Below are 20,677 nucleotides of genomic sequence, written 5' to 3'. Positions count from 1 at the left end.
ATCTCAGGCCGAGTAAAGCCCCTTGTCGCGCGCCTTCTGAATCGCGAGCGCGGCGATCAGGTCGAGCGTCGGCGTCGACAGCCCGGCGGTGCGGGCGAAAGCGGCAGGCGCTTTCACCAGCACGTCGATCTCCATGGCGCGGCCGAGCTCGTAGTCCTGCAGCAGCGACGGCTTGTGGTTGGGGGCGGGGCCGCTGCGGGTCACGCGTTTGACCTCGGGAATGAAATGCTGGGCGATGTCGTTGGCCTCGTTGAGCATGCGCGGGATGACTTCAGTGAAGGCGGGGTCGTCGCGCACGCCGCGCGCGGTCTGGCCGGTGAGCAGGCACAGCACCGACAGCGACATGTTGGTCAGCAGCTTTGACCAGATCGCCTCGCGGATCTCGGCCACCGGCGGCGATTCCAGCCGGGCATCGTTGAAGACGCCGCGCAGCTTGGTGATGCGCTCGCAATTGCGGTCGTCGCATTCCCCGATCAGCAGGCGGTTGCGGTCCGGCGTCAGGTTCTGCACCACGCCGGGCGCGATCACCTCGTTGGAGGAGAAGACGACGCCGCCGACGATCCGTTCCTTCGGGATGCAGGCACGCAACCGACCGCCGGGATCGAGGAAGGAAATGTCGGGCGGGGTCGGGTGCCGCGGCGGCAGGCCGATGCCGTACCACCAGGGAATGCCGTTCTGCGCGAACACGATCGCTGTGTCGTCCTGGAGCAGCGGCTTGATGTTGGAAACCAGTCCCTGAAGTGCGGTCGCCTTCAGCGTCGAGATCACGACGTCCTGCGGGCCGAGCTGGGCCGGATCGCCTGACGCGTTCACCTTGGCGCTGACCTCGGAATCGCCGACGCGCAGCTTGAGGCCGCCGGCGCGCGCCGCCTCCAGATGCGCCCCCCGCATCACGCACGAGACCTCATGGCCGGCGCGTGCCAGCCGGACCGCAATGTGGCTGCCGACGGCGCCCGCGCCGAAAATGCAGATGCGCATGTGCTGTCCCGTCCTGTCCCTTGGTGCCATCAGCTGCCAGCATGACACAAGCCGCCATGCGATGGACGCGGCCGCCCTACGCCGTAAAGATATGGATCAGGACAAGCGCCCTCGGCCATAGTGCGCAGCAAACAATCCGACCGGAGGATCGCCGATGCCCGCCAACCCTGTCCTGTGGACCCTTGATGAGCGCGGCGTCGCGACCGTCACCTTGAACCGTCCCGAGGTCAACAACGCCTATGACGGCGCGCTGATCGCGGGCGTGCTCGCGGCCATGGACGATCTCGGCAACAAGCCGAACTTGCGTGTCGTGGTGCTCCGCGGCAACGGCAAGCATTTCCAGGCCGGCGCCGACCTCAAATGGATCAATGGCGTGCGGCCGCAATCGACTGAAGCGAACGAGGCGGCGTCACGAGCGACCTTCGAGGCCGTGCAGCGGCTCAACACGCTGTCGGTTCCGACGGTCGCGCTGGTGCAAGGCGGCTGTTTTGGTGGCGGCACCGGCGTGATTGCGGCCTGCGATGTCGTGATCGCGGCCGAAAACGCGCTATTCTCGATCACCGAGGTGCGCTGGGGCCTGACCGCGGCGATCATCATCCCGCAGCTCTGCGACGCCATCGGCGTGCGCCAGGTCCGCCGGTACGCCCTGACCGGCGAGCGCTTCGGCGCCGAGGACGCCCGCCGCATCGGCCTCGTCCACGAGGTGGTGCCGCTCGCCGATCTCGAAGCCGCCGGCGCGAAAGTGGTCGAGCAGCTGCTCGCCAACGGGCCGGAGGCGATGGCCGAAACCAAGCGCCTTGCGCTGGAGAGCTCGTTCGGCGGAATGGCGGTGGACGATGCGGCGTACACGCGGCTCGTGCAGCTGCATTCGGTCAAGCGCCAGAGCGCGGAGGCCGCGGAAGGACTGGCGTCCTTCGCGGAGAAGCGGGCGGCGAATTGGGATGGCGCGAAAACTTGAGCCTCAGCAGCCGCGGCAGATGTTGTTGATGCTGCGATAGACCGCGTCGTCGTCCTGCCGCATCTGGCGCAGCGTTTCGAGCGTCTTGCTCTCGCCGGTCGGCGCGGCTGGCTTGCGTCTTTCGGCGAGCTCTTCCTCCTGCCGCTTGTAGCAGGCTTCGCGATCGGGCTTGGCCTGGATGAAGCGGCAGTTCTGCTCCAGGGCTGCGGCGGGAGCAGCTGAGATCAACAGGGCGATCAAAGCGGGGAGGGGAAATTTCATAAGCGTCGAGTCCATGCTGGCACTTCTGTCAGGTCCGTCATTCCCGGGCAACCGTCTCGAGGCAAGCATGTAGCCCGGATGGAGCGGAAGCGAAATCCGGGGCCGGTGTCCCCGCATTCCGCTGCGCTCCATGCGGGCTACGGCGCGCCGCAAGGCTCACAGCGACGTCGCGAGTGACGTTTTCAGCAGCGTGAGCAGCGCCTGCACTGCGGCGGCGTTGCGCCGGCGTTCGGGGATTGCGGCCTTCACCCACAATTCCGGAATCGGAAAATCGCGCAGCACCGGCTTCAGCGTGCCGTCACGCAAGGCATCCGCGACGAGATAATGCGACATCAGCGCGATGCCGTTGCCGGCGATGGCGCTGCGCGCCAGCACGTGCCCCTCGTTGGAGGAGAGCAGCGGGCTGACCTGGATGCTGATGCGGCCACGCGGTCCGTCGAAGACCCATTCCGGGCCGGTCGGCATGAAGCTGAGGCAGCGATGCTCGACCAGATCGCGCGGATGTTTTGGCGTGCCGTGCTTCTTCAAATAGGCTGGTGAGGCGCAAAGCAGCCGCTTCAACGGGCACAGCGGCTCGTCGACCACGCCGCCGAAGGAATGCGGGAAGGCGCCGATGGCGATGTCAAATCCTTCGGTGACGGGATCGACCGGGCGATCGATCAGAACGATCTCGAGCTTCAGCCGCGGGTTCTGGGTCTGGAACGCGCTGAAGGCGTCGGCGAGACGCGCCACAGTCAGCGAGGTCGGCGCCTTGATGCGGAGGTGATCGACGAGATCGTGGCCCTTCTCGCCCATGCGCGAGAGCAGGTCGGTGGCGTCAGCCACGACGCCGCGCGCGCGATGCACGTAGCGCTGTCCGGCCTCGGTCAGTCGCAACTGCCGGGTCGAACGGTGAAACAACGGCGTGCCGATGCGGGCCTCCAGTTGCGTGACGCGCTTGGCGACGACCGAGGTCGAGACATCAAGCTTTCGCGCGGCGGCCGAGAATCCGGCCGCATCCGCCGTGGCGAGGAAGGCTTGCAGGTTCACGAGGATGTCCATGGCGACCTTTCTCGATTCGCGAAAGCTGATCGCGTATTTTGGTGGATTGTAGCCCCTCGCGCGTTAATTCATAGTCGTTCCTAAGCAAAGGATTTCGGGAGCGGACGCGCCATGCGGGCCATGACGATCGAAGAACCGGCACGACAGGTGCCGCTCTATGGCGAGTATGAAGTCGTCGTGCTCGGCGGCGGCCCCGCCGGCATTGTCGCCGCGGCCTCTGCCGCGCGCGCCGGGCGGAAGACGCTGCTGATCGAGCGCTACGGCTTTCTCGGCGGCATGGGCACGGCGGCCGGCGTCACCAATTTCTGCGGCCTGCATGGGAATGTCTACGGCCAGGCGCACCGGCTGGTGCAGGGCATGGCGTCCGAGCTGCTGGCGCGGATCGATCGGCTCAACGGTCTCAATGCGCCGCACCTGATCCTCGGCAAGGTCTTTGCACAGGCCTATGACACCGCCGCCTACAAGATCGCGGCCGACGAATTGCTTGCCAGCCACAAGGTACACATCCTCTTCCATGCACTCGGCGCCGGCGTGGTGATGGGCGACGACAGCCGCATCGATGCGCTGATGGTCGAGACCAAGGCCGGCCGGCGGGCAGTGCGATCTGAGATCTTCATCGACTGCTCCGGCGACGGCGATCTCGCGGTGTGGGCCGGTGCGCCGTTCGAAATCGGCGACGAGCACGGCCATCCGATGTACCCCTCGATGATGCTGCGTCTCAACGGCATCGATCCGGAGAAGGCGGGCGATGCCTGGCGCACCATTCCGCAATTGATGGAAATGGCCATCGCGGCCGGCACCCACACATTCCCGCGCAAGAGCGCGATCGTGCGGCCGCAAAAATCCGGCATCGAATGGCGGGTGAATTTCACCCAAGTGGCGCGCGAGGACGGCCACGCCATCAACGGCGTCGAGCCCGACGATCTCACCCGCGGCGAGATCGAGGGCCGCAAGCAGGCGCTTGCCGCGTACGAGTTCCTTCGTAGCACCGTGCCGGGCTTCGAAAAGTCCTACATCGTCGACCTGCCGCCGCAGCTCGGGATCCGCGAGACCCGCCGCATCAAGGGCGGCTACCAGCTCAGCGGTGCGGATGTGCTCGGCTGCGCTTCGTTCGAGGATTCCATCGGCGTCAATGGCTGGCCGATCGAGGCCCATGTGCCCGGCGACGTCGTCTTCACCTTCCCGCCGATCCCGGAATCGCGGGGCTATAACGAGCTGCCCTATCGCATGCTGGTGCCCGAAGGCGTCGACAATCTCCTGGTCGCCGGCCGCTGTGCCTCGATGACCCATGAGGGCCAGTCGGCGGCGCGGGTCTCCGGGGCTTGCTTCGTGATGGGCGAGGCCGCCGGTTCCGCCGCCGCGCTGGCGCTGTCCGGAAACCGGATCCCGCGTGACATCCCCGTTGAAAAATTGCAGGAAACGTTGAAACAACAGGGCGCCTTCATCGGGCGAGACCAGACGGTGCCCGAGGGCCTGTAGCGGACGGCAAGAACGACCAAGAGAACCACTGGAGGAAACGGGATGATCGGGATTGCGCGGCTCGCGCTAGTGGGCCTTTTGGCGATCATGGCGATGAGCACGGCCAGGGCCGAAGACGCGCTGAAGGCGAAGATCGGCGTGCTTCGTCTGTCGTCCTCCGCGCCGGTCTTCATCGCGCAGGACAAGGGCTATTTTCGTGAGGCCGGCTTAGAGGTCGAGCTGAAATTCTTCGACGCGGCGCAGCCGATCGCGGTCGCCACCACCTCGGGGGACGTCGATTTCGGCATCACCGCCTTCACCGCAGGTCTCTACAATCTCGCCGGCAAGGGCACGCTGAAGGTGATCGGCGGCATGAGCCGCGAGAAGGCCGGCTATCCCCTGATCGGCTATTTCGCCAGCAACAACGCCTATGCCGCCGGCCTGAAGACGCCGAAGGATCTTGCCGGCAAGCGCGTGGCGGTGACGCAGGTCGGATCAAGCTTTCACTATTCGCTCGGCCTGCTCGCCGACAAATACGGCTTCAAGCTTGCGGACGTGAAGATCGTGCCGCTGCAATCGCTGTCGAATGCGGCGGCTGCGCTGAAGGGCGAGACCGTCGATGCGGCGCTGCTGCCGATCTCCACCGCACGCAAGCTGATGGACGAGGGCGGCGCAAAGTTTCTGGGCTGGGTCGGCGACGAGACGCCCTGGCAGCTGGGCGCGGTGTTCGCCTCGCCGAAGACGCTGACCAACAAGGTGCTGGTGACAAAACTGCTCGGCGCGCTCGCGAAGGCCGACCGCGAATATCACGATGTCATCCTCGCCGCGATGAAGGACGGCGTCGCGCCGATCAACGACAAGACGAAGCCGCTCTTGGAGATCATTGCCAAGTACACCAATTTGCCGGTCGAGCAGGTGGTCGGCAATTGTGCCTATATCGACCCCGACGGCAAGCTGGACGTGAAGAACGTCGACAACCAGATCAAATGGCTGCAGGAGCAGGGCTTTGCCGACAAAGGCTTCGATGCGAACGCGATCATCGCGAAGGACTATGTGAAGGCGGATTGATGTTGACGATGCAGACTCTTGCGGCGAGCAATCTGCCACCCTCCCCTGGAGGGGGAGGGTCGATCGCACCGGCGATGCGCAGCATCGACCGCGGCGAGCGGGGTGGGGTGAGCCACGGCGGCGGTCTGTCCGTCGTTCGCTCCGATCGTTCGCGGAAAGCGCGAGAGCAGGCATCGTCAGCATCAATGCGAATAGACCGTCACCCCACCCCGGTTCGCATTTCGCTTCGCTCAGTACGAACCGACCCTCCCCCTCCAGGGGAGGGTGAAGAAGGCGGGCTCGCCGCATGGATCTGATCGCCGACCACATCTCCCACCGCTTCGGCGATCTCGCTGTGCTCGACGACGTCTCCTTTACGGTCAGCGCCGGCGAGGTGGTGGCGATCGTCGGTCCCTCCGGTTGCGGCAAGAGCACGCTGCTGTCGATCCTGGGCGGCCTGCTGCAGCCGACCTCCGGTGCGCCCGAGCTGCGCGGGACGCCGCCAGCGGACAGCCTCAATCCGCTGACCTTCGTGTTCCAGGATTTTGCGCTGCTGCCATGGGCGACGGTCGAGGAGAACGTCGAATTCCCGCTGCTGCATACGCAGCTCTCGTCGACGCAGCGCCGCGCGCTGGTCGACGATGCGCTCCGCCGCACCAGCCTGACCGATTTTCGCAAAACCTATCCAAAGCAGCTCTCCGGCGGCATGCGCCAGCGCGTCGGCATTTCGCGCGCGCTTGCGGTCAAACCTGCGATCCTGCTGATGGACGAGCCGCTGTCGGCGCTGGATTCGCAGACGCGTGAGCTGTTGATGGAGGATTTCGTTAGCCTGCTCGCCGATGGTGGCATGGGCGCGGTCTATGTCACCCACAATCTCGAAGAGGCGGCGCGGCTCGCCGACCGCATCGTGGTGCTGTCGCGCCGGCCGGGGCGGATTCGCGAGGTCGTGACCGTGCCGATGACGCGCGCCGAACGCGGCGGGACCGCGGCGCGGGAGAAGCTGCTCGCGCTGCAAAACCAGATCTGGTCGCTCATCCGCAATGAGGCGATCGATGCCGAGCGCGAGGTCCAACATGCTTGATCGGGCCTTGGCGGAAACTTCAGCGAAGGACGAGGCGACCCGGCGCGTCCGCTTCCGCGGTGCGGGCTTCGTGCCTGCGTCGAGCCGCTTCGGTGGCTGGATCGCGCTCGCGCTCGTCATCGCAGTCTGGCAGGCCGCCGGCACCGTGGGCCTCGTCAATCCGCTGTTCCTGCCGGCGCCGTCGGCGATCGTGCGCGCGATCTACCAGCTCGCAATCTCCGGCGCGCTCTGGCAGCACGTTTCGGCCTCGCTGCTGCGCATCGGCGTCGGCTGGCTGCTCGGGACTGCGGCCGGCGTTGCCGTCGGCTTCGCCATCGGCCTGTCGCGGCTCGCGCGCAGCGTCGGCATCACCTTCATCTCGGCGCTGTTCCCGATCCCCAAGATCGCGCTGCTGCCGCTCTTGATCCTATGGCTCGGCATCGGCGAAGAGCCGAAGATCGCGACCATTGCGCTCGGGGTGTTCTTCTCGACCGCGATCTCGGTCTATAGCGGTGTCGATGCGGTGCCGCGCAACCTGATCCGCATGGCGCAAAGCTTCAACGTTCCCTTCGCCACCATCGTGCGCAAGGTGATCTGGCCCGGCGCGCTGCCCGCGATCCTCGCCGGCTTCCGCATCACCGCCTCGGTCGCGCTGCTGCTGGTCGTCAGCGCCGAAATGATCGGCGCGCAATACGGCATCGGCGCCTTCGTGCTCCAGGCCGGTAATCTGATGCAGACCGATCAGCTGCTCGCGGGCGTGGTGATCCTGTCGGTGTTCGGGCTTGCGGTGGGGAAAGTGATCGGCTGGCTGGAGATGCGGCTGTTGCACTGGCGGTGAAGCATTCTCCGTCATTGCGAGCGCAGCGAAGCAATCCAGGGTCTTTCCACGGTGACAGTCTGGATTGCTTCGCTGCGCTCGCAATGACGATGTGGATGGAGACGCGCGCCAAAATTTCCATCGTCGTCCCGGCGAAGGCCGGGACCCATACCGCGTGATCTAACAAGGAACTTGTACCGACGAAGATAACTACAAATCTTCGCTAAACTACTTCCTGTGGTTATGGGTCCCGGCCTTCGCCGGGACGCCACCGAGTACTTGGCTGGCAGCCTGCCTCACGCATTCCCGCGATCTTCCCGGAACAGATCCAGCTTCTGCTGCACCGGCCGGTCCGAGAAGCTGAACAGCACGGCGTCCTCGTCCGCCTCGTGCGTGACCCAGTGCCAGCTCGGCACCACGAACAGATCGCGCGGGCCCCATTCGAAAACGGTGTCGCCGATCCGGCTGCGCCCCTTGCCCTCGATCGGGCAAAACACCGTCGCATCGGTCGCGCGATAGCGCGCGGTCTTGAAACCCTTCGGCAGCAGCTGGATGAAGGTGCCGATGGTCGGCATCGCGAAATCGCCGGTCTCGGGATTGCTGAACTTCAGCTTCAGGCCATGGCAGGCGTCCCATTCCTGGCTTACGCGGGCTTTCTCCAGGGCTTCGCGGGTGTAGGCATAGGGATAGCTGAAGATCGGCGAGGTCTTCGAGCTCCGTTTCACGTCCACCGGCAGCAGATTGTGGCCGTAGCGGGCGAAGCTGTCGCCGGCCGGCTTGGTGATCTTCTGCTGGTCTTCCTTGGAGCCTTCCGCAAAGGAGCAGTCGAAGAACTGCACCAGGGGGATGTCGAGGCCGTCGAGCCAGAACATCGGCTCACTGGTCTCGTTGGAATGATCGTGCCAGGTCATCGACGGCGTGATGATGAAGTCCCCGGGCTCCATCGCGGTGCGCTCGCCATCGACGGCCGTGTGGGCGCCCTTGCCCTCGAGCACGAAGCGCAGCGCCGACTGGCTGTGGCGGTGGGCGGGCGCGACGTCGCCGGGCACCACCATCTGCACGCCGGCATAGAGCGACGTCGTGATCTTGGACTGTCCGCGCAGGCCCGGGTTCTCCAGCACCAGCACGCGCCGCTCGGCTTCCTTGGCGGTGATCAGCTTGCCAGCTTCCGTCATGTAGTCGCGGATGACGTCGAACTTCCAGAGATGCGGCCGGCAGGCGCTCTTCGGCTCCGGCGTGATCAAATCGCTCATCACCGTCCACAGCGCGGTGAGATTTTCGCCGTCGATTTTCCGGTAGAACGCCTCGCGTTCCGGCGTCTTGGTCACGGCTTCCATGGTTGCTGCTCCCGATCGTTTTGTTGATTGACAGTATACTGACGATCTAGGTAGCGTCAACGTGGCGAACAACGTACAAGCAACAGGAAAATGGGAGGTCTCGATGAAGCTGCACGGCTATTTCCGCTCCAGCGCCGCCTATCGGGTGCGGATCGCGCTGAACCTCAAGAGCCTCGGTGCCGAGCATTTGCCGCATCATCTGCGCAAGGGCGAGCAATGCGCGCCCGCCTATCTCGCCATCAATCCGCAAGGTCTGGTGCCGGCGCTGGAGAATGATGCGGGTGTAGTGCTGACCCAATCGGTCGCGATCATCGAATGGCTCGACGAAATGCACCCCAATCCGCCGCTGCTGCCAAAGGATCCGCTGCGCCGCGCCAAGGTGCGCGCCTTCGCGCTGGCGATCGCCTGCGACACCCATCCGGTGCAGAACCTGAAGGTGCTGGCGCGGCTGCGCGAGCTCGGCCTTGCCGAGGAGAAAGTCCAGGAGTGGGCGGCCTGGGTCAACCGCGAGGGGCTCTCGGCCTGCGAGACGCTGATCAGGAACGAGCCTGGGCCGTTCTGTTTCGGCGATGCGCCGACGCTCGCCGATCTCTGTCTGGTGCCGCAGCTCGCCAATGCCCGCCGCTTCGGCGTCGATGTGTCTGCCTATCCGCGCCTGCTGACGGCAGAAGCCGCCGCCAAGGCGCTAGGGGCCTTTGCCGATGCCGCTCCGGAGAAGCAGCCCGATGCCGAGTAAGCCTCTTCCTCCGATCACCATGGACGCGGTCTATGCCGCGCCGGGCTACCTGTTCCGGCGCATGCAGCAGATCGCGGTCTCGATCTTCATGGAGGAGTGCAAGGCGTTCGATCTGACGCCGGTGCAATATGCGGCGCTGATCGCGATCCACACCCATCCCGGCATCGACGCGACGCGTCTGTCGGCGGTGATCGCCTTCGACCGCTCCACGCTCGGCAGCGTGATCGAACGGCTGCAGGCCAAGGACTATATCGAGCGCAAGCCGGCACCCGAGGACAAGCGGATCAAGCTCCTGTACCTGACGAAATCCGGCGCCGCGATCCTGCGCGAGATCATCCCCGCCGTCGAGCGCGCCCAGGCGCGCATGCTGGAGCCGCTCAAGCCCACTGAGCGCAAGGCGCTGCTGGGGCTCTTGGTGCAGCTGGTCGACCTCAACAACGAGGCGTCACGGGTGCCACTGCGCGCAGAGGACGCGCTGGAGCATCTGGGGAAGGGTGGGTGACTGGCTCCAATTGTGGAGCGACGCTATCGCCTCAATCTCAACTGTCATTCCCCGCGAAGGCGGGGAATCCAGTACGCCGCGGCGTCTCGGTTCAATCACGACCGTCTCGGCGTACTGGATCGCCCGGTCCCGGCTCCGCCAAGGCTACGCCGGGGCCACAAGGGTGCTTGGCCGCCGAAGCTTCAGCGGAGGCGGCAAGCCGGGCGATGACAGCAGTGGCTACATCCTCAGCAACGCCTGCCGGTCAATCTTCCCCGTGCCCGTCTTCGGCAGTTCGTCGATGAAGATCACCTCGCGCGGATATTTGTAGGGCAATAGCTTGCCCTTCACATAGTCCTGGAGCTTGCGCGTCGTCTCGCTCTGGTCGACGCTCCGGTTGTTCATCACCACCACCGCCTTCAGCGTCATGCGCCGGTCCGGCAATTCGGCCGCGAACACCGCGCATTCGCGGATATCCGGGTGATCGGCGAGGCACAGCTCGACCTCGAGTGGGTAGACCCACTGGCCCGAGATCTTGATGAGATCGTCGGCGCGGCCACGGAAGAAGTGGAAGCCGTCGGCATCGCGCACGAAACGGTCGCCGGTGTAGATCCAGCCGCCGTCGCGGATGGTCTCGGCGGATTTGTCCGGCCGGTTCCAGTACAGCGGTGTGTTGGAATCGCCGCGCACCCGCAAGATGCCTTCCTCGTCGTCGGCGACGTCGCGGCCGTCCTTGTCGCGCAGCGCGACCTCGTAGCCGGGTACGCGCAGGCCGGCGGCGCCGAGCTTCTTCTGCTCGGGACGATTGGACAGATAGATGTGCAGCACCTCAGTCGAGCCGAGGCCCTCGACGATCTCGAGGCCCGTGAGTGTCTTCCAGCCGTTGAAGACTTCGGCGGAGAGCACCTCGGCCGCGGAGAGCGACATGCGCAGCGATGAGAAGTCGGTCTTCTCGGCACCTTCGGCCTTGGTCAGCGACGTGTAGAGCGTCGGCAGGCCGAAGAAGACCGTCGGCTTGTACCGCGTGATCGCCGAGAAGATCGCCGCGGGCTTCGGCTGGCCCGGCAGCAGCAGTGTTGCCGCGCCCGCCGAGAACGGGAAGGTGACGGAATTGCCAAAGCCGTAAGCGAAGAAGATTTTCGGCACCGAGAAGCAGATGTCGTCAGGCGTCAGTTTCAATACGCTCTGCGCAAAGGCGGCCTCGCTATAGGCCATGTCGTGCTGGAGATGCACGATACCCTTGGGCCGGCCGGTGGAGCCGGAGGAGTACATCCAGAACGCCATCTCGTCGCGATTCGTGTCGGCTTCCGCGAGCTCGACCGGAAATTGCATGAGCCAGCTTGCCGCTGCGATCGCAACAGGCGCCGCGTGGTCGCGCGCTTCGCCATTGACGACGACCAGCGTGCGCAGCTCCGTGTCCTTGCAGGCTTCCGCATTGAAGCGCGTCGCGAATTCGGCATCGGCCACCGCAACGGTCGCGCCGGAATCGGCGAGATAGAATTGCAAGAGGTCTGGCGGCGTCAACGTGTTGATCAGGAGCGGCACGAAGCCGGCACGCACCGCGCCGAAGAAGGCGGCGGGGTAGGCCGGCGTGTCGTCGAGGAACAACAGCACGCGATCGCCGCGCTGGAGACCAAGCGATGCGAGGCCGTTGCCCCAGCGGCAGGCCTCCGCGCAGAGCTCGGCATAGGTTCGCCTGCCCGCCGGACCGATCAGCGCGAGCTTGTCGCCGCGTCCTTTGTCGAGATTGTCGAACAGCACGCGGCTGGCGTTATAGATTTGCGGAACGGCAAAGCCGATCTCGCGTGCGCCCGCGCTGTCCGCGGGCACCTGGTCGCGAATCACGTTGCTCATGCCGCACCTCCGCCGTTCTTGGCGACCTCGTAACGCGCCATGAAGGCTGGGGACATCGCCCGCAGCCGGGAATCGTCGATGCGGCCGGACCGGGTGATGTAGCTGTAGGCGAAATCCATCAGATCGAGCTGCATGTGCTCGGCAAAATGCTCGTACCAGAAGGCCGAGGTGCGCGCGGCGTTGACGAGCTTCTGCACCACCGGCTTGCGCGCGGCCTGGTAGCGATGCAGCGCGGTCGCCAGATGCGCGTCCGATTCCAGCGCCTTGACCAGCGCGATGGCGTCCTCGATCGCGAGCCGCGTGCCCGAGCCGATCGAGAAATGCGCCGAGTGCAGGGCATCGCCGAGCAGCACCATGTTCTTGAACGACCAGTACTCGTTCCAGACCCAGGGAAAGTTACGCCAGACCGATTTGTTGGAGATGAGGCAATGGCCACCAAGCGTATCGGCAAACACCTCCTCGCAAATGCCCTTGGACTGCTCGACGTCCTTGTAGGCGAAGCCATAGGCCTGCCATGTCGCGTGATCGCATTCGACCAGGAAGGTGCTCATGGTGGGCGAGTAGCGGTAGTGATGGGCGTTGAAGGCGCCGCGGTCGGTCTTCACGAAAGTCTGCGACAGCGTGTCGAAGCGCTTCGAGGTGCCGTACCAGACGAACTTGTTGGAGGAGTAGGACAGCGAGGTGCCGAAATCGCCCTCATAGGCACGGCGCACCAGCGAGTTGAGGCCGTCGGCGGCGACGATGAGGTCGTGGCCGTTGAGCTGGTCGATCGCGTGGATCTGGGTATCGAAGCGCGGGGTGACGCCGGCATCGAGCGCGCGCTGCTGCAGGAACTTGAGGAGCTCGAGCCGTCCGATCGAGGAGAAGCCGACCCCGTCGATGGCGACGCTGTCGCCGTGCAGGTTCAGCGTGATGTTCTCCCAGCTCTCCATATGCGGCGCGATCGCGTCGACCGTTTCGGGGTCGTCGGCGCGCAGGAATTCCAGGGCCTGGTCCGAGAACACGACGCCAAAGCCCCAGGTCGCGTCGGCCGGGTTCTGTTCGAACAGGTCGACCTGATCCTCGGGGTGACGCTTCTTCCAGAGATAGGCGAAGTAGAGCCCACCGGGCCCCCCGCCAATCACGGCGATCCGCAACGTCTGCCTCCCTAATTGACAGTATACTTACTATCTAGGGGTAGACTAATGTGCTCCGGCGTCCGGCGCCAGCAGAATTATCGGCAAAGCGTGGCGCGCCGAAGCTCGCTCTCGGACCGCGCGTTTGGCGCGTGTCCGAAGCAGTTTCGCGCGCAAGCATAGCCAAACCACGCGGGCTTGGCCATCCGCACCGTCAGACGCAGCGCTTCACGTAGACCCCGTTCACCAGCACCCTGGTGCAGCGGACGGCCGGAACCGGCTTGCGGACCACGACGGCCGCGTTCGGCCCGGCGCAGCCGGCGCGATACACGCCGCGGGCGCAGACCACCGCATTGGCGTCGGTGGGCTCGAACGTCATGGTGGCCGCGAAGGCGAGGAGTGCAGAAGCGACGAGCAGCAATGAACGCATGTTGTCCTCCCGGTCTGGTCGTGATCGAAATCGGATCCTTGCAAAAGATTTGTCGTTGCAGGCGTGCGGGAATTCATTGCGCACGCCGCCAATCATTGCCCCGTGCCTTGGCGCGCGATCGTGCGCCGCCTCATCGCGCTGCGAACGGGGCGAGTACGTCCTTGCACGCCGGCGATAGCGAGGCGGCATTGCTGGAGATGCATTGAACGATGCGGCCGCCGCCGGGCGCGACGCCGGCGCAGAGCGTGCGGATATCGGCGCCGCAGGCCGACCTGACGATGAACAGCTCTTCGCGCGGCCGCAGCGGGCGTAAAACGATCGCCGCTGGTGCGGCCGCCGGCGCTGCTGCCGCGGGAGCCGCACCCGCGGGCGCTGCCGTTGCTGCCGCGCCACCGCCGGCTGCGGCGCTCACGGCCTTCTCGCAGGCCGGCGAGACCTTGACCTTGTTCTTCTCCAGGCATTCGAGCGCGGCGGCGCCGCCCGGCGGCACGCTGGCGCACACCTTGGGATAATCGGCGCGGCACGCGCTCTTGACCGCCGCAATCTGCGCGCTGCTCGGCTGCGTGGCGGCAGCAGCCTTCGGCGCCGGCGCGGCGGTCAGCTTTGCAGCGGGAGCGGAGTCAGCCTTCGGCGTGGCAGGCGCCGCTGCCGCCTTGGGTGCGGCCTCGGTCTTCGGCGCAGCGGGCGCAGCTTCGGTCTTCGGAGCCGCAGCAGGTTCGACCGCGCGAACCGCGGTCTGGCATCCCGATGACAGGCTGGGCATGTTCTTCGCCAGGCATTGATACGCTTCCACCCCGCCGGGCGTCACGCTCGCGCAATGCGCCATGAAGTCCGAGCGGCATGCCGAGCGGATGGCGCCCTTCTGCGCCTCGGTCGGCGTTTGCGCGAATGCGCTTGTTGCAGTTGCGAAGAACGCTGCCGCCAGCAACGCCTTGCGCGTTGATGCATGTTTCAACGTGTTGAACATCTGAGTATTTCCTGCCCCGTCGGTCACGCCGACGATTCTGAAAATGTGATGCAATCGCAATCGTCGCGGGTAATGCCTCGCGAGCCGCATCATTCGCCGCTTTGACCTCTGCCGCAAGTCAATTATGCCGGCCCAATCGCGCCGCAACGAGAGCATGATCCGGATCCGACGGGCCGCGCTAGCGCAAAGTCTGCAGCGGCTTTTCGAAAATCATGCTCAAACGATACGTCGTCAGAGCCTGACCATGCGCTTGCCGCGGTTTTCGCCCGCGAGCAATCCGATCAGCGCCTTCGGTGTGTTCTCGAGGCCATCGATGATGTCCTCCTGTACCTTCAGCTTGCCGGATTTGACCCAGCCCTGGAGCTCGGCGAGCGCGCGCTGGCTGTCCTTCATATAGTCCATCACGATGAAGCCCTGCATGACGAGCCGCTTCACCACGATCAGGCCGGGCACGCCGCGTGGGCCGTGCGCGGCAGGCGCGCCGTCATATTGCGAGATCGCGCCGCAGCAGGCGATGCGGCCGTAATTGTTCATCTGCGGCAGGCAGGCTTCCAGAATATCGCCGCCGACATTGTCGAAATAGACGTCGATGCCTTTTGGCGCGGCTGCACGTAGCGCCTTGAACACCGCGCTGTCCTTGTAGTCCACCGCGGCATCGAAGCCGAGCTCTGAGGTCAGCCAGTTGCACTTGTCCGTGCCGCCGGCGATGCCGATCACGCGGCATCCCCTGATCTTGGCGATCTGTCCGACGATCGAACCGACCGAGCCTGCTGCCGCGGAGACCACGACCGTCTCGCCCTCTTTGGGCTTGCCGATCTCCAGCAGGCCGAAATAGGCGGTGAGGCCGGCGATGCCGAACACGCTGAGCAGATGCGTCATCGGTTCGAGCTTCGGCACTTTGGTGAGGTGCTTCGCAGGCACCGCGGCAAACTCTTGCCAGCCGGTATCGCCGAACACGATGTCTCCGGGTGCGAGCGCCGGCGCCTTCGAACTGACGACCTCGGCGATGGCGCCGCCGGCCATCACGCTGTTGGCCTCGACGGCGGAGCGATAGGTCGCCCCGTGCATCCAGGCACGGTTGGCGGCGTCGAGCGAGATGTAGCGCACGCGCAGCAGGGCCTCGCCGTCCTTTGGCTCCGGTGGTGCGCTCTCCACCATCTTGAAATGCTCGGGGCCGAGCTTGCCGCTGGGCTTTTCCACCAGGAGAATTTGACGATTGATGCCGCTCATGGCGTTCCCCTCTTCGATTGTTTGGCAATTATTGATGCAACCGCAGCCAAGAAAACGTGCAAGCCGCATTTGTTGTGCGCTGCGTGAAGGCTAGATCGCCGCGCTCCATTTCACAACGGGAACATCCGGCCAACGCGACCACACGCAAAGCGTGTTGCGTCGCCGTGATATCTGCGACATCATGAAGCGCCGGTGTACGTGGGGGGTAAGCGATGTCCAACAGGTTCACGCAATACATTCTGGCCGCGATGGTGCTGGGCATCGTCATGGGCTCGGCGATCTACAACTTCCTGCCCGACACGCGCGCCGATTGGGCATCCTCCATTAACCTGATCGCCATGATGTTCCTGCGCCTGATCAAGATGATCATCGCGCCTTTGGTGTTTGCGACCCTGGTCGGCGGCATCGCTCATATGGGCTCGGGCTCCAAGCTCGGCCGCATCTTCGCCAAGACCATGGGCTGGTTCGTCAGTGCCTCCTTCGTATCGCTGCTGCTCGGCCTCGTGATGGTCAATCTGCTGCAGCCCGGCGCCAACTTCCCCGGCACGCTGCCCGCGGCAGGCCAATCGACCGGCCTGCCGGTCTCGGCCTTCTCGATCGAGAAATTCCTGACCCATCTGATCCCGACCTCGATTGCGGACGCGATGGCGCAGAACGAGATCCTCCAGATCGTGATCTTCGCCGTGTTCTTCTCGGTGGCGATGGGCGCGATGCCTGAACGCTCCAAATCGATCCTGGCGCTGATCGACGACGTCGGCCACATCATGCTGAAGGTGACAAGCTATGTGATGCTGTTCGCGCCGCTCGCAGTGTGGGCCGCGATCACCGCGACGGTCGCCAAGAACGGGCTCCTGGTGCTCTGGAAGCTTGTCGTCTTCATGGGCGGCTTCTATCTCTCGCTGGCGATCCTGTGGGGCCTTCTGGTCATCGTCGGCTTCATCGTGATCGGGCCGCGCTACAGCCATCTGCTCAAGCTGATCCGCGAGCCGCTGATGATCGCGTTCTCGACGGCGAGCTCGGAGGCGGCCTATCCGAAGACGCTGGAGGGCCTCAACCGCTTCGGCGCCTCGTCGCGGATCTCGAGCTTCGTGCTGCCGCTCGGCTATTCCTTCAACCTCGACGGCACGATGATGTACTGCACCTTCGCGAGCATCTTCATCGCGCAGAGCTACCACATCGACATGCCGCTCGGCACCCAGCTCGCGATGCTGGCGACGCTGATGATCACCTCCAAGGGCGTCGCCGGCGTGCCGCGCGCCTCCCTCGTCGTGATCGCCTCGACGCTGGCACAGTTCAACATCCCCGAGGCCGGCCTCTTGATGATCATGGGCATCGACACCTTCCTCGACATGGGTCGCAGCGCCACCAACGTGATCGGCAACACGCTGGCGACCTCGGTGGTTGCGAAATGGGAGGGTGAGCTCGGGCCCGAGCATGCGCTTGAACCGGGCGACCTCGTGCCTGAGGACATGGTTCCGGGCGAAGTGCCTGCGATGGCCGGCCATGGATAGGAGCGAACCATGGGCCAGATCCTGGCGAGGTCAGTGATCGGCGGCGTCCTGTGGGTCGCAGCGGCATCGTTGCTCGCGACCTCGGCGGTCGCACAGACCGGCGGCAGCGAAGGGCTCAGCCCGACGCTGTCGGCTATCAAGACAGCGCACACCGTGCGGCTCGGCTATCGCGAGAGCTCGCCGCCATTCTCCTTCCTCGACCAGGCGGGTCGCCCGATCGGCTACAGCCTCGAGCTCTGCGAGGCCATCGTCGAGGAGATCGGCGTCGAGGTCGACGACCCCAATCTCAGAATCGACTACGTCAAGGTTACCTCGGACGACCGCATCGAGGCCGTGCTTCAGAACAAGATCGACCTCGAATGCGGCTCGACCACGGCCAATGCCGAGCGTGGCAAGCGCGTCGCGTTCTCGCCGCTGATGTTCGTCGCCGGCACCAAGCTGATGGTGCCGAAGGGAGCGGCCGTTTCCGGTGTCGCGGATTTGAAGGGCAGGACCGTCGTCGTGACCAAGGGCACGACCAACGAGCAGGCGATGCACGCCGTCGACAAGAAGCTCTCGCTCGGCCTTAACATCGTGACCGCGCCGGATCACGAGCAGTCGTTCCGGATGGTGGCCGACGGCAAGGCGGATGCGTTCGCGACCGACGACATCCTGCTCTACGGCCTGATCGCGCGCCACAAGGCGCAGGAATATTTTCGCGTGGTCGGGGACTATCTGTCCTACGATCCCTACGGCATCATGTTCAGGAAGGGCGAACCGCAACTCGCCGCCGTGGTCGAACGCGCCTTCCGCAAGCTCGGCTCCAACCGCGACCTCGTCCCGCTCTACAACAAATGGTTCACCGCAAGGCTTCCCACCGGCGAACGGCTGAACGTGCCGATCTCGCTGCAATTGGAGGAAGCCTTTAAGGCCATGGACGATTCGCCGAGCGCGAATAATTAGGTTGAATTTGTTGCAGGGCTGGCGCCGCGGACTCACTGCTCTTCCTTCTCCCCCTGTGGGAGAAGGTGGCGCGAAGCGCCGGATGAGGGGTATGCATCCGCGAATTCAATCGTGAAATGGCGCGCGCGAAGAGAAAACCCCTCACCCGTCTCACCGCTACGCGGTGAGCCACCCTCTCCCACAAGGGGAGAGGGGCAGCGAGCTCGCGGCGAGAGTTCAAATCACCTGTCGTCCCCAAACACCCGGTCCAGCGCCGCGTCATACGTCGCCTGCACCAGCTCCGGATGCAGCTTGCCCAACGCTTCCATCATCACGCCGGAATTGATCTCGAGCACGCGCCAGGTGCCATCGACGCGGACCACGTCAATTGATGCAAAGGCGATGCCGATGGCGTTTGCTGCGTGGATGGCGAGTCTCACGCAAGCCTCGCGAACCTCGCTGTCCTCCAGCAACACCGGCTTTGCGCCGGCATCGAGATTGTGTCGCCAATCTGTGCCGCGCTGCTTGCTGTAGACGATGAGAGGTACATCATCGAGCAGCACCACACGGACCTCCTCCTCGATCGCGACATAGGGCGAGATCACGAGTCCGGCGCTCATCGAGAAAACTTCGCCAACCGCGTGGTCGAGTTCCGTCTCCGTCGTCACCTTGAACACCGATCGCCCCGACGTCCCCTCGTTCGGCTTCACCACCACGCCTTGCGGATGGTCGCGAAGCAGCTCGAACATTGCCTCTCGCCAGGTGGGGCCAACAACATGCTTCCCCAGCTTCGGGTTGAGGAAGAGGTGATGGGGAACGCACGGCACGCCCGCAAGCGTCAGCGCTTCGGCGGTGGCCGATTTGTCGTTGGCGAGGCGGTGGGCGATGGCGCTGTTGAGGCCGATGTCGTAGCCGAAGGCGAAGCGGCGCTCGTCGCCCCGGCGCATCGCGATCAGCCAGCCACTGGCGCGGACATCGACCGTGATGCCGTGCTGTGCGCAATAGCGCCTGATCGCCTGGACGAAGATCCGCTCGCCGCTTGCCATGTGATTCAGTCGTTCCTGTCGCCAAAAGCCGCAAAAATGCGGAAAACGGCGCCAAACCGGGGTGAAAATCAGAGCTATTCTTAATGAAATTCTCGTTAGCGCGATGGAAATTAAGTGCTGCCGTCGAGCCCCCAAGGGAAAAGAAATTGCCCGCCGCGCGCGCTGGGCAGCAAATTCATTAATGATGCGCCCAATTCAGCCCAAATGCCGGTTTGATCGGCATCAATTGCTTCCGAAACGAGGTTGATTATTGGTCTCAATGGCGTAGATCACACACGCGAAATCCTCCGCCATGGCAGATGGTGCCCGCCCCGCTGTCAGGGGCCGGGCAACGCTTTTGCCCGAAAACCGCAATATATTCGGAATATCGAAAATCATGAGCGCGTTTTACCGAGAGAAGGTTCTTTCCGTCCACCACTGGACCGATACGCTGTTCAGCTTCCGCGCCACGCGCGACACCGGCTTCCGCTTCCAGAACGGCCAGTTCGCCATGATCGGCCTCGAGGTCGACGGCCGCCCGCTGCTGCGCGCCTACAGCATGGCGAGCGCCAATCACGAGGAACAGCTCGAGTTCTTCTCGATCAAGGTTCAGGACGGTCCGCTGACCTCGCGCCTCCAGAAGATCAAGGAAGGCGACACCATCCTGGTCGGCCGCAAGGCGACCGGCACGCTGATCACCGACAATCTCCTTCCCGGCAAGCGGCTGATGCTGCTCTCGACCGGAACCGGCCTTGCGCCGTTCGCGAGCCTGATCAAGGACCCCGAGGTCTACGACCAGTTCGAGTCGATCGTGCTGGTGCATGGCTGCCGCCAGGTCTCCGAGCTCGCCTATGGCGAGAAGCTCGTCGCGAATTTGCGTGAGGACGAGGTGTTCGGCGAGCTGCTCGCGGACAAGCTGGTCTACTATCCGACCGTGACCCGCGAGCCGTTCCGCAACCGCGGCCGCATCACCGACCTCATCAACTCCGAGCAGATCTTCAACGACATCGGCCAGGGCCCGCTCGACATCGCAACCGACCGCGTCATGATGTGCGGCAGCCCGGCGATGCTCGAAGAGCTGAAGCTGATGTTCGAAGGCCGCGACTTCGTCGAGGGCTCCGGCAACAAGCCAGGCCATTTCGTGATCGAGAAGGCGTTCGTCGAGCGGTAAGCCCGCTCTTTGTCGTCTCGGTGTCGTCCTGGCCTTGTGCGCAATTGCGCACGGGAGCCAAGACCCATACCCACCGAGTGAGGTTTGGCGAAGGCTGGTCGTTATCAGTCTTCGCAACAACCCCGCTTAGGGGTTATGGGTCCTGGCTTTCGCCAGGACGACGGCGGTGGGTGAAGCGTCTTGCCCGGCTGACCGTCCCTTTCTCTCCCATCTTCCTGCTGCACTGCAAAAGCCCGCCCATCGGGCTGATTGATTTGTCTCAGCTGAATTCGCTAGCCT

20 protein-coding genes are annotated in these 20,677 nt (G+C 64.5%); 10 read left to right on the top strand and 10 right to left on the bottom strand.

The window, feature by feature from the left end; translation table 11 throughout:
- Positions 1–3: 3 nt before the first annotated feature.
- The gene (locus tag XH85_RS44415) at positions 4–978 is read right to left on the bottom strand and encodes a ketopantoate reductase family protein (protein WP_128937001.1); all 975 of its coding nucleotides are present in this window, start codon (positions 976–978) and stop codon (positions 4–6) included.
- Positions 979–1,132: 154 nt separating this feature from the next.
- On the opposite strand from XH85_RS44415, the gene XH85_RS44410 reads away from it, so the two are divergent.
- Complete coding sequence (locus tag XH85_RS44410) at positions 1,133–1,936, top strand: enoyl-CoA hydratase-related protein (RefSeq protein WP_128937000.1); 804 nt, start codon at positions 1,133–1,135, stop codon at positions 1,934–1,936.
- Between the two features lie 3 nt (positions 1,937–1,939).
- On the opposite strand, the gene XH85_RS44405 is transcribed toward XH85_RS44410, so the two are convergent.
- A complete protein-coding gene (locus tag XH85_RS44405) occupies positions 1,940–2,212 on the bottom strand; it encodes a hypothetical protein (RefSeq protein ID WP_128936999.1) in 273 nt (90 codons plus the stop codon).
- Positions 2,213–2,353: 141 nt separating this feature from the next.
- Positions 2,354–3,238, bottom strand: a complete 885-nt coding sequence (locus XH85_RS44400) for a LysR family transcriptional regulator (protein ID WP_128936998.1) — start codon at positions 3,236–3,238, stop codon at positions 2,354–2,356.
- Between the two features lie 111 nt (positions 3,239–3,349).
- On the opposite strand from XH85_RS44400, the gene XH85_RS44395 reads away from it, so the two are divergent.
- From XH85_RS44395 to XH85_RS44380, 4 genes are all read left to right on the top strand, one after another.
- Positions 3,350–4,717 carry an FAD-dependent oxidoreductase gene (locus XH85_RS44395; protein WP_128936997.1) on the top strand — a complete coding sequence of 456 codons (1,368 nt, stop codon included), beginning with the start codon at positions 3,350–3,352 and terminating at the stop codon, positions 4,715–4,717.
- Positions 4,718–4,759: 42 nt separating this feature from the next.
- Positions 4,760–5,764, top strand: a complete 1,005-nt coding sequence (locus XH85_RS44390; protein ID WP_128936996.1) for an ABC transporter substrate-binding protein — start codon at positions 4,760–4,762, stop codon at positions 5,762–5,764.
- A 286-nt stretch (positions 5,765–6,050) separates the two neighbouring features.
- The gene (locus tag XH85_RS44385; protein ID WP_128936994.1) at positions 6,051–6,824 is read left to right on the top strand and encodes an ABC transporter ATP-binding protein; all 774 of its coding nucleotides are present in this window, start codon (positions 6,051–6,053) and stop codon (positions 6,822–6,824) included.
- Complete coding sequence (locus tag XH85_RS44380) at positions 6,817–7,641, top strand: ABC transporter permease (protein ID WP_164940056.1); 825 nt, start codon at positions 6,817–6,819, stop codon at positions 7,639–7,641. The genes XH85_RS44385 and XH85_RS44380 overlap by 8 nt, the downstream gene beginning before the upstream one ends.
- A gap of 275 nt (positions 7,642–7,916) precedes the next feature.
- Here the strand turns inward: XH85_RS44380 and gtdA are convergent, their stop codons facing one another.
- Positions 7,917–8,957 (bottom strand): gentisate 1,2-dioxygenase, encoded by a 1,041-nt coding sequence (gtdA, locus tag XH85_RS44375; protein ID WP_128936991.1) that lies wholly within the window; start codon positions 8,955–8,957, stop codon positions 7,917–7,919.
- Between the two features lie 103 nt (positions 8,958–9,060).
- Here gtdA and maiA point away from each other — a divergent pair, with 103 nt between their 5' ends.
- Both maiA and XH85_RS44365 read left to right on the top strand, forming a co-directional pair.
- Positions 9,061–9,693 (top strand): maleylacetoacetate isomerase, encoded by a 633-nt coding sequence (gene maiA / locus XH85_RS44370; RefSeq protein WP_128936990.1) that lies wholly within the window; start codon positions 9,061–9,063, stop codon positions 9,691–9,693.
- Positions 9,683–10,195 carry a MarR family winged helix-turn-helix transcriptional regulator gene (locus tag XH85_RS44365; RefSeq protein ID WP_164934761.1) on the top strand — a complete coding sequence of 171 codons (513 nt, stop codon included), beginning with the start codon at positions 9,683–9,685 and terminating at the stop codon, positions 10,193–10,195. The genes maiA and XH85_RS44365 overlap by 11 nt, the downstream gene beginning before the upstream one ends.
- Before the next feature lie 219 nt (positions 10,196–10,414).
- Here XH85_RS44365 and XH85_RS44355 read toward each other — a convergent pair whose 3' ends face one another.
- From XH85_RS44355 to XH85_RS44335, 5 genes are all read right to left on the bottom strand, one after another.
- A complete protein-coding gene (locus XH85_RS44355) occupies positions 10,415–12,028 on the bottom strand; it encodes a benzoate-CoA ligase family protein (protein WP_128936987.1) in 1,614 nt (537 codons plus the stop codon).
- Positions 12,025–13,164: an FAD-dependent monooxygenase gene (locus XH85_RS44350; RefSeq protein WP_164934760.1), complete on the bottom strand. Its 1,140-nt coding sequence runs from the start codon at positions 13,162–13,164 to the stop codon at positions 12,025–12,027. Before XH85_RS44350 ends, XH85_RS44355 begins: the two co-directional genes overlap by 4 nt.
- Before the next feature lie 193 nt (positions 13,165–13,357).
- Positions 13,358–13,573, bottom strand: coding sequence for a hypothetical protein (locus XH85_RS44345; RefSeq protein ID WP_128936985.1), 216 nt, complete (start codon positions 13,571–13,573; stop codon positions 13,358–13,360).
- 130 nt (positions 13,574–13,703) lie between these two features.
- Positions 13,704–14,540 carry a cysteine rich repeat-containing protein gene (locus tag XH85_RS44340; RefSeq protein ID WP_128936983.1) on the bottom strand — a complete coding sequence of 279 codons (837 nt, stop codon included), beginning with the start codon at positions 14,538–14,540 and terminating at the stop codon, positions 13,704–13,706.
- Positions 14,541–14,771: 231 nt separating this feature from the next.
- A complete protein-coding gene (locus tag XH85_RS44335) occupies positions 14,772–15,770 on the bottom strand; it encodes an NADP-dependent oxidoreductase (protein WP_128936981.1) in 999 nt (332 codons plus the stop codon).
- A gap of 212 nt (positions 15,771–15,982) precedes the next feature.
- Between XH85_RS44335 and XH85_RS44330 the strand changes: the two genes are divergently transcribed.
- Together XH85_RS44330 and XH85_RS44325 are read left to right on the top strand one after the other, a co-directional pair.
- A complete protein-coding gene (locus XH85_RS44330; RefSeq protein WP_128936980.1) occupies positions 15,983–17,281 on the top strand; it encodes a dicarboxylate/amino acid:cation symporter in 1,299 nt (432 codons plus the stop codon).
- Between the two features lie 9 nt (positions 17,282–17,290).
- A complete protein-coding gene (locus XH85_RS44325) occupies positions 17,291–18,223 on the top strand; it encodes an amino acid ABC transporter substrate-binding protein (RefSeq protein WP_128936979.1) in 933 nt (310 codons plus the stop codon).
- Positions 18,224–18,444: 221 nt separating this feature from the next.
- Here XH85_RS44325 and XH85_RS44320 read toward each other — a convergent pair whose 3' ends face one another.
- Entirely contained in the window at positions 18,445–19,248 is an 804-nt protein-coding gene (locus tag XH85_RS44320; RefSeq protein WP_128936978.1) for an ATP-grasp domain-containing protein, read from the bottom strand.
- Positions 19,249–19,624: 376 nt separating this feature from the next.
- Between XH85_RS44320 and XH85_RS44315 the strand changes: the two genes are divergently transcribed.
- Positions 19,625–20,398, top strand: coding sequence for a ferredoxin--NADP reductase (locus tag XH85_RS44315; RefSeq protein WP_091896801.1), 774 nt, complete (start codon positions 19,625–19,627; stop codon positions 20,396–20,398).
- Positions 20,399–20,677: the final 279 nt, after the last annotated feature.

Source organism: Bradyrhizobium zhanjiangense, assembly GCF_004114935.1.
GTDB lineage: Bacteria > Pseudomonadota > Alphaproteobacteria > Rhizobiales > Xanthobacteraceae > Bradyrhizobium > Bradyrhizobium zhanjiangense.
Note: the sequence above shows the minus strand (reverse complement) of the source record. Positions and strands in the feature narration are given on the sequence as shown.